The sequence below is a fragment of the Virgisporangium aurantiacum genome, assembly GCF_016863635.1.
Classification (GTDB): domain Bacteria; phylum Actinomycetota; class Actinomycetes; order Mycobacteriales; family Micromonosporaceae; genus Virgisporangium; species Virgisporangium aurantiacum.
Genome location: NZ_BOPG01000074.1, coordinates 1 through 13,191, shown reverse-complemented (window position 1 = coordinate 13,191; position 13,191 = coordinate 1). Strand labels below are relative to the sequence as shown.

Below are 13,191 nucleotides of genomic sequence, written 5' to 3'. Positions count from 1 at the left end.
CCGGTCGTGTCGGCTTCACGCCGGTCCGGCGATCATCGCCGGGCGTGGCTGCCGACCGGTTAGGACACTGTGGAACGCTCGCCGTGCCGGCGACGCAGTTCGGTCAGGGTCAGCGGACGGGACACGCCGCCACGCCGCTCGCGGAGGATGGCGACGTCGCCGAGTTCGACGCGCAGTTGCTGCTCCTGGGCTTCGGCCCGGGCGTACCGGTCAGGGAAGACCTCCAGCAGGTGCAGCCAGTGCTTCTGACCGCCCCTGACGCACACGCCGCCACAGTTGTTGTGGCTGAAGCCCAACTCGTACAACCGTGGCGGGGTAAGCCCGTCGGCACGGGCAGCGTCGAGCATGTCCTGTTTGGACAGACAGGGCGGTTCACACATCGGGAACCGCACCGTCCACGGCGCCCAACCGTTGACGATGGCCGCCGTGCGGCGGGACTCCGACCAGTCGATGCCCACGTACAGCACCGCGTCCGCCGGGTCGGCGTGCGCCGTCAGCCAGGCCCTGGCCGGACGCTGCTTGAGAATCGCCGAACACGGCGCCAGCCGGGAGTTTCCCAGGAACCGCTGGTCGTGGAACACCTCGAACGGGCTGCGTCCGTCCGCCACGACCGTCGGCTCGACGCCGATGCGGGCGGCGCTGTCGTGCACGAATCTCCACAGGTCGGCATCTTCGACCCGGGTGTCGGCGATGAGCAGGACCAGGTTGGCGGTGCCGTGTTCGGCGATGACCCGCTGGGTCGCGGCCCAGCTGCCGATGCCGCCGGAGTACTGCACGACGTGCACCGTCATGGTGCGGTGCCCAGCACGAGGAACTCGGCCGGATCAGCCGCGGACGGAACGCCGTCGCCGCCGCGGTACACGCTACCGTCCAGCGGCACGTAGCCCTCGACGTTGCCCGGATCGGCGACCCAGACCTGCAAATGCGGCGGGAACAGCCGCAGGTGCCCGATCAGTTCGGCAACGGTGACCCGCTCGGCTGCGACTGCCGCGCCCCCGACGATGCTGGGGGGAGGTTCGGTGTGTACGGCGTTGGTTAGGGCGGTGCGATGTAGGTCCTGCGAGGGCATCAGGCCGCCGCCCCGATCCAGCCGAGGATGGTGTCGAGGTTCTCGCCGTAGCTGGCTTCGGCGACGTCGTCCAGGTCGGATGCCGTGCCGCGCAGGTAGGCGATCGTTGCGTTGACCATGAGGTTGATGCCGTCGCGCAGTCCTTCGTCGCGGGCTTCGACCGCTTCGAGGATGTCGTCGGCTGCCTCGTTGAGCGCGTCGAGGACCTGCTCCTCGGTGAACGCCACCGGTTCCGGTACGGCGTTGTCGGTCGTGGTGTCGGTCGGAGTGTCGGTCGTCGTCATCGCGACACCGCCAGGTGCGGCGCATCCTCGGGATGCGCGGCCTCATACGTTCCTGCGACGAGCGACGCCTGGTTGGCGATGTGCCGTAGGGCGGACAGGACTGCGGGGATACCGCGTTGGTCGCGGTTGGCGAAGTCCCTGATGTCCTGGTGCAGGCTGGCCAGGCGGACGCCGTTGGCCAGGTCGACGGTGACCAGGGCGCCTTGGTCGAGGACCTCGCCGTCGGGGATGAGCCACAGCTCGACGCCGGTGATGTCGGCGCGGCGGCGGAAACCGTCAGGCTGCGCGGCGAGGACGTCGTCGACGGTGGCCAGGAAGCCTTCCACGCCGGGGCCGGTCAGCTCGTCGTCCACGCCGAGGCTGTCCGCCCGGGTCATGGCCGCGAACTGGTCGCTGGGCTGGCGCAGCCACACCTGTGTGGCTGCGGGGTCGAAGGTGAGTGCTGTCGTGCGGTGCACGGGGTTCCTCCCTTGGGGAACTCGCCGGGACACCGCCGGGCCGCGCGCTACCCCGGGGTGCCCCCGGGAGTCGGCGCGCGGCCGGCGAGGTCCCGGAAGGGGTAATCGGATGGTGTGGGTCTGGGCTGTTACCAGTCCCAGAGCGGCCGTTCGTCGACGCGGTCAGCGTCGGCGTCGAGCAGCACGTAGTCGCAGTTCATGTACGGGCGTAGCGCTGGATGGCCAGCACCACGTCCGGCACCGGGTCGGCCATGGCGTGGGCGGACTCGTCCGGGTCGTCGGGCACCCACAGCAGGAACCCGACGTCCGTGGTGTGCGCGACGACGCCTGCGACTCGGTCAAGTCCGCCCGGTGTGCTGAGGTGTTGCGGCAGGTGGGCGGTGGACAGGTTGAGCATCCGGCGGATGAGGCGCCGCTCCTGGCGCTCGCGGTTCACCGCGGGCCGCCGATCGGGTTGCCGGCGCCGTCGACCGGGTCGCCGTCGCGGACGTGCTCGACGATGAGATCGGCGCCGGTGCGGGCGTCGATGCGGGTGCCGCAGCCGCGGCAGATCCACCAGTCCGGCTGGCGGTCGGCCAGCGGGTCGGCGATCTGCTCGTCGGTGGGCAGGGTGTCGAAGCAGCCGTCTTCGGTCAGGTCCTCGCCGGTGTCGACCCGGTGGACCTCGAAGCTGCGGCCCAGGTCGTTCCAGACCAGTTCCCGGATAGTGACGTCGATACCGTTGACGGTGCGGGTGCCGTGTTCGATTTCGTCGATGATGTGGCCCACGATTCGGTTCACCTCCTTGCTTCGGGCGGGGTGGGCGGGGTGTACCAGGCGCTGAGTATTCGCCGCAGGAGGTAGGCGGTGAACGCGTCCCGGTCCGGCCCGCTCTTCAGGGTTCGAGCGACCGCCAGCACCGGGTCCAGGGCGTCGTCGATGGCGTTGCTGCGCGCGTCGTTGCGTTCCTGGGCGAGGCGGGCCAGTTGCGCCCGGGCGGCGGTGTCGGCGGCCCGCAGGCGACGGCGCAGCACGTCGTCGGTCTGTTCGCCGGTGTAGGTCGGCTTGTTGTGCAGCCGGGTCGTGCCGTCATGCCGGCTGACCTCGGCGGTGTAGAGGCTGCCGATCGCCCAGGTCGTCCTGCCGCGTTTGTGCGAGTACAGCAGTTCCCGGCCGGACGGGTCGATCCAGGCGTGTACCCGCTTGCCGTCCAGCACCCGGATCCCGCCGTAGACCCAACGTTCGGGGACGGCGCCGGCCGGCTCGTCGGGTTCGTCGGGTTGGGTGCTCACGTGTCGGTGATCCCTTCTCGGCGCAACCCGGCCAGCAGCGCCGCGAGGGCCAGCCCGGCCGGTGTGCGCTCGCCGGTATCCGCCTCGGCGTCGACTGCCGCGCGGGCGTTGACGGCGAGTTCGGCGAGGGTCGGTGAGGCGTTGTAGTCGACCCGGGCGATCTCCACTCGATCACGCCACCCGCGTCGTCTGGTACCGGGAGGCTGGTCAGCAGTTCGGCCAGCGGTTCGCTGGCGACTCCGACCAGCATCCCGGGGTTCGCCGCGATTTCCTCGCTGGTGTGTCCGGTGGCCTCGGCGAGTTCGGCGAGGGGTAGGTCGTGGTTGTAGGTCTGGGTCCGCCACCAGGTCAGCGACACGACATCTGGGCCGCTCGTGTCGGTGCTCGTGTCGGTGGCGGTGGTGTCGGTGGCCGGTTGCGGGTTGGCCGGTGTCGGCATGTGCTGCCTCCTGTCGGATTGGTCCGTGGCGGCGGGACGTGGTTGTGTCGCCGCCAGCGGATGAAGCGTCCACAGTGGACGGGCGTCGACGTCGGTTGTCTGGCCGGCGTGCTGCCCACCTGTGGGTGCTCGGCCGTAGCGGTTCCGGTGCCCCCGCGTCCTGCTCAGCGGTGTTCCGCACCGCGTTAGCGGGTCGGCGGTGGTAGGTGGCCGGTCCGCGCTGCGGTCGCGGTCGGCATGGTTCGCCACGACGGCCTGGGCTGGTGTCACCGCTGTCGCCACAGGGACCGGCAGCGCCGGCAGGTCGCCTCGCGCGGCGTGCCTTCGCGGTGTTCGCGAGGGATCGACACGCCGCATTCGGCGCTGCTGAACCAGCCCGGTCGCAGGATGTGGATGCGGGAGTCGCGCCGGCCGGTGGTGCCGAGCGTGACGACCGGGTGCCTGGGCAGGTTGAGCATGCGGCGGACGCCGGCCATGCTGCGGATCAGGTCGGCATCGTCCGATGCCGCGTCGGCAGCCCAGGTGCCGGCTGCGGTGTCGGGTGTGGTGTCGGTGCGTCGGGCGACGTCGAACGCGTCGACGTCGCGGCCGAACCGGGCGGTCACTTCGACGCCGCGGAAGCTCGCGACGACGTCGCTGCTGTCGCGGCCGTCGCGGATGGTGACGGTGGCGCCCAGCCGGCGCAGTTGTCTGGCGAACTGGGCGGCGGTGGTTCGGGCCATCGTCCTTCCTCGGTCCTTCCTCGTGGTGTGATGTGGCTGGTCGGATCCGGCCGACGCCAGGCCCGTGTGACGGCAGCGCTGTGCCGCCGGGCAGCCGTCGGTGTCGAGCCGGCCCGGTGTCGACGGTGGACGCGGTGGCCTGGTCGGGCCTAGTCGTCGAGGTGGTGCTCGTACAGGTATTTACCGTCGGTGTCGGTGTCGACGATGGTGAAGGCGTTGTCGTCCCATTCGGCTGCGGCGGCGAGGTGGTCGGTGACCAGGGATTCATCGGGCCACTCGTCGTCGGTGTCGACGTGCCACAGCCGCCGTCCGCTGGCGGTGTAGGCGGCGACCAGGGTGGCCGATGGGCCGGTGATGTCCTCGACGAGCCGGAACACGAGCCGGGCCACGGCCGGGTGCACGGCGCGGGCGGCGATGCCGGCCTCCGCGGCCAGCAGTCGGGCGTACTGGGCGGCGGCCCGCTTCGCCTGCTGATGGGCAGCGGCGAGCGTGTGCTCCCGGACGGGGTCCGGAAGCCGGATGTAGCCGGTGAGTCGGGCCATGGCGTCCTCCATGCCAGTCGGATCGATGCGCGCGTCTATGGGCTCCGGCGGGCACGGTCGGCTCGCCGGGGTGGTCGGATTGCTGTGTCGTTTCGCGGCAGCTGCGGAGCGTCCCCCGGTCGCTGTGGCGCGCATGTGTTGCGAGACCCGGCGCGGGTGCAGCCCGGCACCGCCCGGACGATGTGCCCAGGCGGTGCCGTGACGCTGTGCCTCAGTCGGCGATCACAGGGCTAACCCGCGATGGCAGCCGTGCGGGCTTCGCCGTTGTCCGAGGTGCCGGGAGTGTCGAGGATGAACTCGCCGTGGATCTGGTGCGCGACGGCGGTCATGGTGGCGCCGTCCGGGAAGCGGGTCAGGACGACCTTGCCTTGGCCCCAGTACTGCGCGGCGACGATCGTGGCCGGCGGGAACCCGAGCCCGAGATCGGTGCTGAGCTTGACGAAGACGAAGACGAAGACGAAGACGAAGACGATGCGTTGCGTCGCGGCCCGTAGTTCGCCGGTGGTGAAGGGCGTCGTGGTCATGCCGTCACCCAGGTTGGTTCCGACCACTGGTCGCCGGTGGGCACGGCGGTGAAACCGGGCCGTACCGGGATGTACCAGCCGAGGTTGTTGCGGTGCGCCCGAGAGCGTCCCAACTCGATCCATGCGGCGAGCCGGTCCAGGGTGGTCGACTCCCAGTCGTAGAGAGCGTCCATCGAACCCGCGGCCGAACTCGCGGCGAGGCTGCGCGCGAAGGATGCGGCATGGTGCAGGCCGCTGTTGAGTCCCGCGCCCACCTGCAGCCGCACCGGCAGCAGCGCATCGCCGAGCAACGCGGCGACCCCGACGACACGGGCGCCGACAGGGCCGCTGGCAGTCTCACCGGCTGTGCCGATCGTGGCGCTGGTCCACAGGGCACGCCGCGGCGTCGACGCGTCGTTGACCGGGATACCGGACACGACGGCTTCGGCCATCAGTTCCTGGAACATCGGTGGCATCCCTTCGGCGGCGTCGGCGATGACCGACCGGGCTGCCGGGCCGACCTGCTGCGGGAGGATGTACGCGTGGTCGGTGGGGCCACGCCCGCCGGCGAGGCGGGTGTATTCGGCTTCGGGCAGGTTGTGGCTGAACTCCCAGTACGACTTGCCGGTCCCGTTCAACCGTCCGGTGAGGGAGAACAGCCGCCCGCCAGCGATGTCGAAGAACCGGTTGAACCCGTGCGGCTCGGGGGTGGGCGTGCCGACCAGGCCGCGCCACACGACGTAGCCGTTGTAGGTAAGCAGGCGTTCCGGGTCCAGGAACACCCGGCCGGCGGACTTGCGGCCATCGGCGAACAGGACCACGTCCGCCTCCCGCTGGTAGCCGTTGGCGAATGCCAGGCCGTAGCGACCGTCGGTCGGGCACAGCCGGGCAAGCCGGTGCCCGTGCACCACCTCGACCCGCCGCGCCAGCGCCGCGTACAGGGCGTCCCACGAGGTGACCTGGCCCGGGAACATCGAGGTGCCGCGCGCCCTGAAGTGGTCACCGTCGACGTCAAAGCCATTGACGGCGTTGTCGGGCAGCGCGACGATCCCGTCGCGGTCCAGGCCGATCGACTCCAGCAACGCCACGGCGGGCAGCCGCAGCCCCATGACGCCGCCGCTCTGCGAGTGCGCCCGGGGCATCGCCTCGTAGGTGGTGACATCGGTGAAGCCGGCGCGGCGCAGGAACAGCTCGGCGGCCGGGCCGATCAGGCTGCCACCGATCACGGCGATCGACAGGTTCCGGTCGCCGGCGGCGACGCGCAGGCCGCCCGTGGCACGGGCTACGGGCCGATCGGCTGACGGGTCTGGGGCGGAGTCTGGCGCGGACGCGGACGCGGGGACGGGTGTGGACTGACCCATGACTGGGCTCCTATTCGCGTGGATGCGAAGGGCCCGGGCACAGCCGTATGCGGCCGTGCCCGGGGTTCGCGGTGGATGCGAAGGGGTGGCCGGGCAACGGCCGGGACAGCGCCCTGCAGGGCGCCGTGCTGTGGAGCTGTGCGGTGGAGCGGTGTTCGTCGCGGCGGTGTTGCCGCCGTTCAGTGGTGTCGTTTCAGTGGTGTCGTTTCAGTGGTGTCGTTTCAGTGGTGCCGTTTCAGTGGTGTCGTTTCGGTGGTGCCGTGTGGTGGTGCGTGATGCGGCTCAGCGGTGTGCGGGGGCGGTGACCATGCGCCGGCTCGACGGGCCGACGGCGACATGGAGCAGGAACGTCGACGTCCGTTTGCCGCGCCGCACCTCGATGAGTAACTCGTCGCGGTGCAGACCAGCGCAGGTCAGCCGGTCCGTGCCGGTTCCTGTGTTGGTGTTGGTGTGCCAGCGCAGTCGCACGATGTCGCCGACGCGCAGGAACGCCGCGACCGAGCGCCACACTTCGTGCAGTTGCGCGCCGTCGATGACGGCGGTGGCGGTGGCGCCGGGCAGTTGGTGGTCGTGCCAGCGGCGGTCGGTGTCGAAGCCGGCGATGTCGGCGGCCACGGCGATGCGTCGCCGCCGCTGGTGTCCGTCCGGTTCGGGGAACAGCCGCTGTTCGGTCGCCGTGTAGATCCGTGGCTGGTCCCCGGCGAGCGTGGTCAGGATCGCGTCGATGACCCCAGCTCCGTCGGTGGCGTGGACACGGATCGTGTCGGCGCGGCGCAGGGCCTGCCGATCGGAGGTGAACAGCAGCCCGCGGGGATTTTCATCGCCCGCCGACGCTGCCGCGGGGTTCGGCTCGGTGTCGTCGGGCCCGGTGTCGTCGGGTCCGGCGGGGTCTTGATCGGTGTCGTTCGGCTCGGCGGGGTCCGGATCGGTGTGGCCTGGTTCGGTGCGGTCCGGTTCGGTGCGCTCTGGCTGGCCGTCTGGTTGCTCGGCCATGGCTGGAACCTTGTCCTTTCGCTGCGGGACTTGGTGGCCAACCGGCCTCGCGTGCCGCCCCACGCGAGTGCCGGCTGCCGATGCTGGCGGCGGAGTACGCGTGGGCGGGCGCGACGGACCCGGTCGGGTTCAGGTCAGCGCGAGGTGCGGCTCGACGGCTGCGGCCTCGGCAAAGTGGCCCAGCTCGTCGACCATGGCGGTATCGATGTCCGCGATGTGGTCAGCGTGCACGTCGACGATGCGGCGCAACTGCTCGTCGGACAGTGCGACCGGGTGAGTCTGCGGGCCGTAGGCGGTGGTGCCGGTGAACAGCGCCGGGCCGCAGACGAATGGCGCGTCCTCGGGGCCTGCGAACGTGCCGTCGGACAGTGCGGTGCACATCTGCGTGGCGGCCCAGTTGAGTTCGCCGCTGCCGTCCTGCTGGTCGGCGTCGAGCCAGCAGGTGATGCCTCCGCCGAGGTCGATGCGGTAGGCGGTGCCGGACTGGGTACGCCGACGCATCGCGGTCGCGGTGGCGTTGTTCACGGCTGCCGGCAGCAGCAAGTCGCCGTGGACGCTGACCATCGCCAGGTAGCCGAGGTCGGCGGACGGGCGCTGCACGGCCGGCACCGCAGTGCCCTCCCTGGTGGACGCGGGCGCCGCCGTGGTGGGCCGCAGTCGGGGCCTGGTCAGCGTCATGGTCGTGGACACGGTGGTGGACATGGTGATCCCCCTTCTCGGGATGGTCGGGACGTGGTTGGGCACGGCGGGTCCATGAGTGGACCGGCCGTGTGGTGTTCGGCGAGGGCGTCAGGCGGCCTTGCCGCGTTTGCGCCGGCCGGCTGACGACGGGCCTGACGGGCGGAGCACTCGCCAGTCCTGGCGTAGCTTCTTGCGCAGCCAGCCTTCGTTGTCGTCGATGAGTTCGCCGTCGATGGCTTCGTAGTGTTCGGTGAGGTCGGTGATCGGCGCCGGTGGCAGGCCGGCCAGCCGCCACATGCGGGCGTACAGCCCGACCGCGCTGGTGCGTAGCGGCACCTTCAGGCTGGTCTCGCTCAGTGCGAGGCAGCACTCGGCGGCCGTTCCGGGTCGGGTGTCCTCGCCGGCGGCGACGCGGTCGAGCAGTTCCCGGCAGTGCGCCCGGTACACCACCTCGGTGCGCATCAGCGGACTCGACGGCTGTAGCAGCAGGAAGCTGCGGTGGATCTTCTCGGCGGCGGCCTGGTGTCGCCGCTTCGCGGCGTCGATCTCGTCTTCGGCCCATTGCATGGCGTCGAACAGCGGGTCCAGCAGCCCGCGGATGTCGGCGATGACATCGCTGACGTTGGTGCCGTCGGTGGTGTCGTCTGCGGACAGCGGCTGACTCCTCTCGGATGTCGGGTGCCTCCGGAGGCGGTCCGGCCGGGCAGGATCTGTCCGGCGTCGCGGATCCGCCCGGCGGGAAGGGTGCCCGGGTGTGCTGGGATTCGCGGACGCGGCCGCCGGTGCTCAGGCGCGGACGGTGACGAGCACGTCGTCGGGGGCGGCGTCGGCCAGCCGTGCGGTGGCCTGCTGGACGTGGTCGAGCAGCGCCTGCGGGCTGGCGGCGGCCGGGTACAGCCAGGCGCCGGTGCGCATGGTGACCAGCGCGTCGCCGACCACGCGGCGCAGGCTGTGGTAGGTGACATAGCTGTGCCGGCCAGCCTGCAGCAGCGCGGATTCCACCCGGCCCGGCCGGCGTGTCCCGACCCGTGCGGTGGCCGACCACCCGTCGTGGCGGGTTCCGGCTTCGCGGGCCGCGAGCGCGCCGGTCGCGGCGATGTCCAGCAGTCGTAGCGGCCCGCCGGCGCAGCGGATCGGGTCCGCGTTGGTGGGCGCCGCCAGCAGGGTGCGGGTACGCCGCGTGGTCGGCAGGGCCAGCATCCGCTGCTCGGGTCCCAGGTCGTCGTCGAACAGGCAGGCCAGTGTGGTGGCCCAGTCGGTGATGCCGAGGAAGTCGGCCGGGTACCAGAACGTGACGGTGCGCACGGTGGCGCCGGTGGGCAGGTTGATGGGCACCGTGATGCTCCCTTCCATTGGGATGATTGGTTGCTGAGTTGGTGATGCGTCGCGGTGTCCGGCCACCGGATGTCGATGTGCCGCGCCACGGTCCGCATTCGCCGGTGTCGACACCAAGCGGTGCCGGGCACGCCGAACCGGCCGTCCCCCAAGGTGATTGCGGGGTCGGCCGGTTCGTCCGGTGTGAAAGGCGGCTGGTTTAGACGGGGATGGCCATCGCGGCGAGTGGCTGGTTGGGGTGCAGGCCGTCGATGTGTGCGTTGGCGGCTTGCAGGTAGGTCAGCTGATCGGCCAGCCGCTCACTGGCGGTGGTCAGGTAGCCGTCGCCGGTGTGGCTGCCGTGCAGGGCGGCCAGGCCGTCGGCGGGGACGGCGGCCAGTGCGGCGACGCTGACGTAGGTGCCGGGACCGGCCTGGAAGATTTCCAGTGAGCCGGTGGGCAGCTCGCAGATCCGGTTGGGCATCGCGTTGTGCACCTTCATCGCCAACACCCGCGGCTGCGAGATGTACTCGCTTTGCGCCCGCTCCAGCGGGTAGCGGTCCGGGTCGGCGCGGTGCCGGTCGAGGAACTGCCAGAACGGTTGCGCCGGCCGGGTGCCGGCGGTGACGTGCTGCCACAACTGCCACCGCGCCGAGGCGGCGGCAGCCGCCTGGTGGCGCATCGCGGCCAGGTCGAGCAGCCGGATCGGGCCGCCGGAGGTAACGCCCTGCCAGCAGTCGATGAGTTTGCTGGTGCGACGGGTCCGGGCCACGAAGTGCTGGACCGTCCCGTTGGCCGTCAGACTATGCAGCCGCAGCCGGGTGGCGGCCAGTTCAGGCAGCCGCCGAGGGTCGGTGTCCGGCGGGAGGCAAACCACGACGGTGCGGACCTGCCGGGTGCGGCGAACACTGTTCCAGTTGGGTGCGGACGTGAGGGTGCGCTTGTGCGTACCGAGCATGACGGAACCTCCTTCAAATTGGGTTGGCTGGTACGAGCTGCACGCACGGATTCGCCGACCCGGTACCGGGTCGCGTCGCGCGCAGCTGCGCAAGAGGGGTTGACCCGGGTACGGGTGAAGGCCGCGATCGGCGACGCCGACCGGCGGTACCGGTGAACCCGGCCGAAGCGGGCGCGTGGCGCGCCTGCGGCGTTCGGCTGGTTGGCCGGTGAGACGACCCAACAAGGGTCGCGGGTTGCGGCCGGATCGGACGCATGAGTGTTTGCCCGCTGGCTGAGGGGCGAGCTGAGGTGCGGTTGGGCATGAGCGCCCAAAGGTTGGCGCCAACGGCGCCGGCGGTGCGGTGAAGCGGTGGTGCGGGTGGGCGGGTGCGCCTGGGCGGGAGCTGTCGCGGCCGACCGGCCAACAAGGTGGCGGGTGGGCGGTGCGGTGTCCCGGCCGTGGCGTGGTGCGCCCGAGGGGTGGTGCTGTATGGGTTTCTTGAAAAGAAGCCTTGACCGTAGCCGGTCAACCCAACCAGCCGGCGATCATGCGCACCGCGTTGCGGATGCCAGCTGACCTGCGTGGTTGGGTACGCCACGGGCCCAGTTGGGTCGCCGGTTGGCGCCCTGCCGGTTGGGTCAGTTGGGTCAGTTGGGTGCCGACAGCGCGCCACCGCCCGGCACCGGCCGCGTTGCCGGCGGCGGGGTTGGTGGACGCGCCGCTGGACATCCGTCCGTGGTCGCGCCGGGGATCCTGAGCGGATGGGTGATCGTTGGCCGCTACGTGTCAACAGCTACGCCGCCGGCGCGGTGCCTGATGCGTGCTCCGGAGCGGCGGGCGCGGCGGGCACGGTGTCGGCGGGTTGTCGGCGGTGTCGGCGGGCGGCCCGCTCGGCGTCGGCTTCGGCCTGCCAGGCGGAGAACCGGCGGCCCCGTAGCCGTTTGAGGAACGTGGGGATGCGGTTGGCTGGGATGCCGACCAGGGAGGGTCCGAGCACGGCGAGGAGGTCGGAGGCTTCCTGGGAGTGCCAGCCGGCGGCGGCGATGGCCTGCTCGTCGGGGAACACGTCAGCGACCCGGTCGACGCGGGGGTCGAGCCGGTGGTCCTGGGTGCCGCCGTAGGAATAGACCCACAGGAAGTTCGGTGGCGGGTCGGGTTCGACCAGGCGGCGGAACCGGTCCACCTCTTTGGTGTAGGCGTAAAAGTTGACGTTCGGGCGGGCGTGGCAGATGCGCAGCCACGCCTGCAGGTAGTCGTCGGAGAAGAAGTCGCCGGAGTCGTGGATGCGGATCCAGGCGCCGGCGAAGCGGCGGGCGCCGAGCTCGGCGACCATCGCGGCTTCCCAGCCGGCCAGGTCGTCGAGGACGTAGCGCAGGTTGGCCTGGTGCCGGGCGAGGACGACCGGCCACCGGTAGGTGCCGTTGCGGGCGTAGCAGACGTGGGCGCAGATGCCAGCCGATGGGCAGGTGTTGTAGGTACGGCCGTCGGCGAAGCGGCCGGCCCACGCCGGCAGGGTCCAGTTCCATACGCCGATCGCTTTCATTTCCCGGTTCTGGGTCAGTAGCCGACGCGGACGGTCAGGCGCAGAAGGGTCGTGCGGTCGTTGTGGTGCGCCACCGGGCGGCGGCGCCGAGTCAGGCATAGGCGTTTCCCTTGTGTGCGAAGTGATTGGGCGGGGGTGGCGCTGGCGGGCGGGTCGATGCGCCGTGGCGCCGCGCAGGGTGTCTGCGGGTGCCGTCGATCGAGCCGGCCGGCACGGGTAGAGGCCGGCACGGTCCGCGCCGTGCTCGCCGCGCCGGCGAACGCGACGTCCCGGCCGGAACGGGGTCCGGAGACGAAAAAGGCCGCCGGCGGGGCCACAGGCCCCACCGGCGGCGGGTTGGATCGACTTGGGTCAGGTGGGCCGGCCGGCTGTCGACCACCCGGGCCGGTAGACCGGACCCGGTTCCACGTGCCAGGGGTCCAGGTGCCAGGGGTCCCGGCGGTGTCGGTGGACCGGTCGGCGTTGGGTGACCCAGGCCCGGCTGGCGCTGAAGGCACGCAGGCCCGGCGGTGGGTTGGCGGCCAGCCCGACCAGGAAGCGGTCGGACGGCCAGCTCGCCTCGTCCACATCCACGGTGAACGCGACGACCACGGTGCCCACGCAGCTGTAGACCGTGGCGTCGTCCTCGTCGGTGATGGGGACGGCGCCGTAGTCGAGGTAGGCCACCGGCCGCCGGGCCCAGGCGATCGGCCGCCAGGGTGGCGTGGCGCCCGGTTCGGCGCGCAGCAGCACCCAGACCGCGTCCGGCGCGTACATCGCCGATTCCAGTGCGGTCACGGCGCTGTCGCGGTCGGGTTCGTCGAGGTCGGCGTCGATGCTGATCTCGATGGTCAGCCGCCACCGGGCCTTGAAGATCCGGGTGAGCAGCCGGCGCCACATGTCGGCGAACATGCCGCGGTTGTCGGCGTGGTGGCTGGGCAGGTGGAGTTGGGTGCGCCAGTACGGCTCAGGCCGCGCCGGCTGGATGTCCGTTGGTACGAGGTACAGGTGATCAGTGGTCACGGATTTCTCCTTGATCAAGGAATGTGGATGGGTGGATCACGTGCTCCCCGGCCCGTCGCACGGCCGTCA

20 protein-coding genes are annotated in these 13,191 nt (G+C 71.2%); all 20 read right to left on the bottom strand.

Features of this window, described 5'->3' with window-relative positions; genetic code table 11:
- Window positions 1-59: 59 nt before the first annotated feature.
- Entirely contained in the window at window positions 60-791 is a 732-nt protein-coding gene (locus Vau01_RS47725; protein ID WP_204007421.1) for a hypothetical protein, read from the bottom strand.
- The gene (locus Vau01_RS47720; protein ID WP_204007420.1) at window positions 788-1,069 is read right to left on the bottom strand and encodes a hypothetical protein; all 282 of its coding nucleotides are present in this window, start codon (window positions 1,067-1,069) and stop codon (window positions 788-790) included. The genes Vau01_RS47725 and Vau01_RS47720 overlap by 4 nt, the downstream gene beginning before the upstream one ends.
- Window positions 1,069-1,353 carry a hypothetical protein gene (locus Vau01_RS47715; RefSeq protein WP_204007418.1) on the bottom strand — a complete coding sequence of 95 codons (285 nt, stop codon included), beginning with the start codon at window positions 1,351-1,353 and terminating at the stop codon, window positions 1,069-1,071. Before Vau01_RS47715 ends, Vau01_RS47720 begins: the two co-directional genes overlap by 1 nt.
- Window positions 1,350-1,811 (bottom strand): hypothetical protein, encoded by a 462-nt coding sequence (locus tag Vau01_RS47710; protein WP_204007416.1) that lies wholly within the window; start codon window positions 1,809-1,811, stop codon window positions 1,350-1,352. The genes Vau01_RS47715 and Vau01_RS47710 overlap by 4 nt, the downstream gene beginning before the upstream one ends.
- 196 nt (window positions 1,812-2,007) lie before the next feature.
- Entirely contained in the window at window positions 2,008-2,247 is a 240-nt protein-coding gene (locus Vau01_RS47705; protein ID WP_204007414.1) for a hypothetical protein, read from the bottom strand.
- Entirely contained in the window at window positions 2,244-2,591 is a 348-nt protein-coding gene (locus Vau01_RS47700) for a hypothetical protein (protein ID WP_204007412.1), read from the bottom strand. The genes Vau01_RS47705 and Vau01_RS47700 overlap by 4 nt, the downstream gene beginning before the upstream one ends.
- The gene (locus tag Vau01_RS47695; protein WP_204007410.1) at window positions 2,588-3,082 is read right to left on the bottom strand and encodes a hypothetical protein; all 495 of its coding nucleotides are present in this window, start codon (window positions 3,080-3,082) and stop codon (window positions 2,588-2,590) included. Before Vau01_RS47695 ends, Vau01_RS47700 begins: the two co-directional genes overlap by 4 nt.
- Window positions 3,079-3,249, bottom strand: coding sequence for a hypothetical protein (locus Vau01_RS47690; protein WP_204007408.1), 171 nt, complete (start codon window positions 3,247-3,249; stop codon window positions 3,079-3,081). Before Vau01_RS47690 ends, Vau01_RS47695 begins: the two co-directional genes overlap by 4 nt.
- A gap of 538 nt (window positions 3,250-3,787) precedes the next feature.
- Window positions 3,788-4,243, bottom strand: a complete 456-nt coding sequence (locus Vau01_RS47685; protein ID WP_204007406.1) for a hypothetical protein — start codon at window positions 4,241-4,243, stop codon at window positions 3,788-3,790.
- Window positions 4,244-4,392: 149 nt separating this feature from the next.
- On the bottom strand, window positions 4,393-4,785 hold the full coding sequence (locus Vau01_RS47680) for a hypothetical protein (RefSeq protein WP_204007405.1): 393 nt from the start codon (window positions 4,783-4,785) through the stop codon (window positions 4,393-4,395).
- 230 nt (window positions 4,786-5,015) lie between these two features.
- A complete protein-coding gene (locus Vau01_RS47675; RefSeq protein ID WP_204007403.1) occupies window positions 5,016-5,309 on the bottom strand; it encodes a hypothetical protein in 294 nt (97 codons plus the stop codon).
- Window positions 5,306-6,649, bottom strand: a complete 1,344-nt coding sequence (locus Vau01_RS47670; RefSeq protein ID WP_204007401.1) for a Rossmann-fold NAD(P)-binding domain-containing protein — start codon at window positions 6,647-6,649, stop codon at window positions 5,306-5,308. Before Vau01_RS47670 ends, Vau01_RS47675 begins: the two co-directional genes overlap by 4 nt.
- Before the next feature lie 282 nt (window positions 6,650-6,931).
- A complete protein-coding gene (locus Vau01_RS47665; RefSeq protein WP_204007400.1) occupies window positions 6,932-7,642 on the bottom strand; it encodes a hypothetical protein in 711 nt (236 codons plus the stop codon).
- A 129-nt stretch (window positions 7,643-7,771) separates the two neighbouring features.
- Window positions 7,772-8,344 carry a hypothetical protein gene (locus tag Vau01_RS47660; protein ID WP_204007398.1) on the bottom strand — a complete coding sequence of 191 codons (573 nt, stop codon included), beginning with the start codon at window positions 8,342-8,344 and terminating at the stop codon, window positions 7,772-7,774.
- An 87-nt stretch (window positions 8,345-8,431) separates the two neighbouring features.
- On the bottom strand, window positions 8,432-8,890 hold the full coding sequence (locus Vau01_RS47655; RefSeq protein WP_204007397.1) for a hypothetical protein: 459 nt from the start codon (window positions 8,888-8,890) through the stop codon (window positions 8,432-8,434).
- Between the two features lie 219 nt (window positions 8,891-9,109).
- Window positions 9,110-9,658: a hypothetical protein gene (locus tag Vau01_RS47650; protein ID WP_204007395.1), complete on the bottom strand. Its 549-nt coding sequence runs from the start codon at window positions 9,656-9,658 to the stop codon at window positions 9,110-9,112.
- Between the two features lie 199 nt (window positions 9,659-9,857).
- Window positions 9,858-10,595 (bottom strand): hypothetical protein, encoded by a 738-nt coding sequence (locus tag Vau01_RS47645; protein WP_204007394.1) that lies wholly within the window; start codon window positions 10,593-10,595, stop codon window positions 9,858-9,860.
- A gap of 507 nt (window positions 10,596-11,102) precedes the next feature.
- The gene (locus Vau01_RS47640; RefSeq protein WP_204007392.1) at window positions 11,103-11,306 is read right to left on the bottom strand and encodes a hypothetical protein; all 204 of its coding nucleotides are present in this window, start codon (window positions 11,304-11,306) and stop codon (window positions 11,103-11,105) included.
- Window positions 11,307-11,370: 64 nt separating this feature from the next.
- Entirely contained in the window at window positions 11,371-12,219 is an 849-nt protein-coding gene (locus tag Vau01_RS47635) for a GP88 family protein (RefSeq protein ID WP_204007390.1), read from the bottom strand.
- A gap of 252 nt (window positions 12,220-12,471) precedes the next feature.
- Entirely contained in the window at window positions 12,472-13,122 is a 651-nt protein-coding gene (locus Vau01_RS47630) for a hypothetical protein (RefSeq protein ID WP_204007388.1), read from the bottom strand.
- Window positions 13,123-13,191 lie beyond the last annotated feature (69 nt).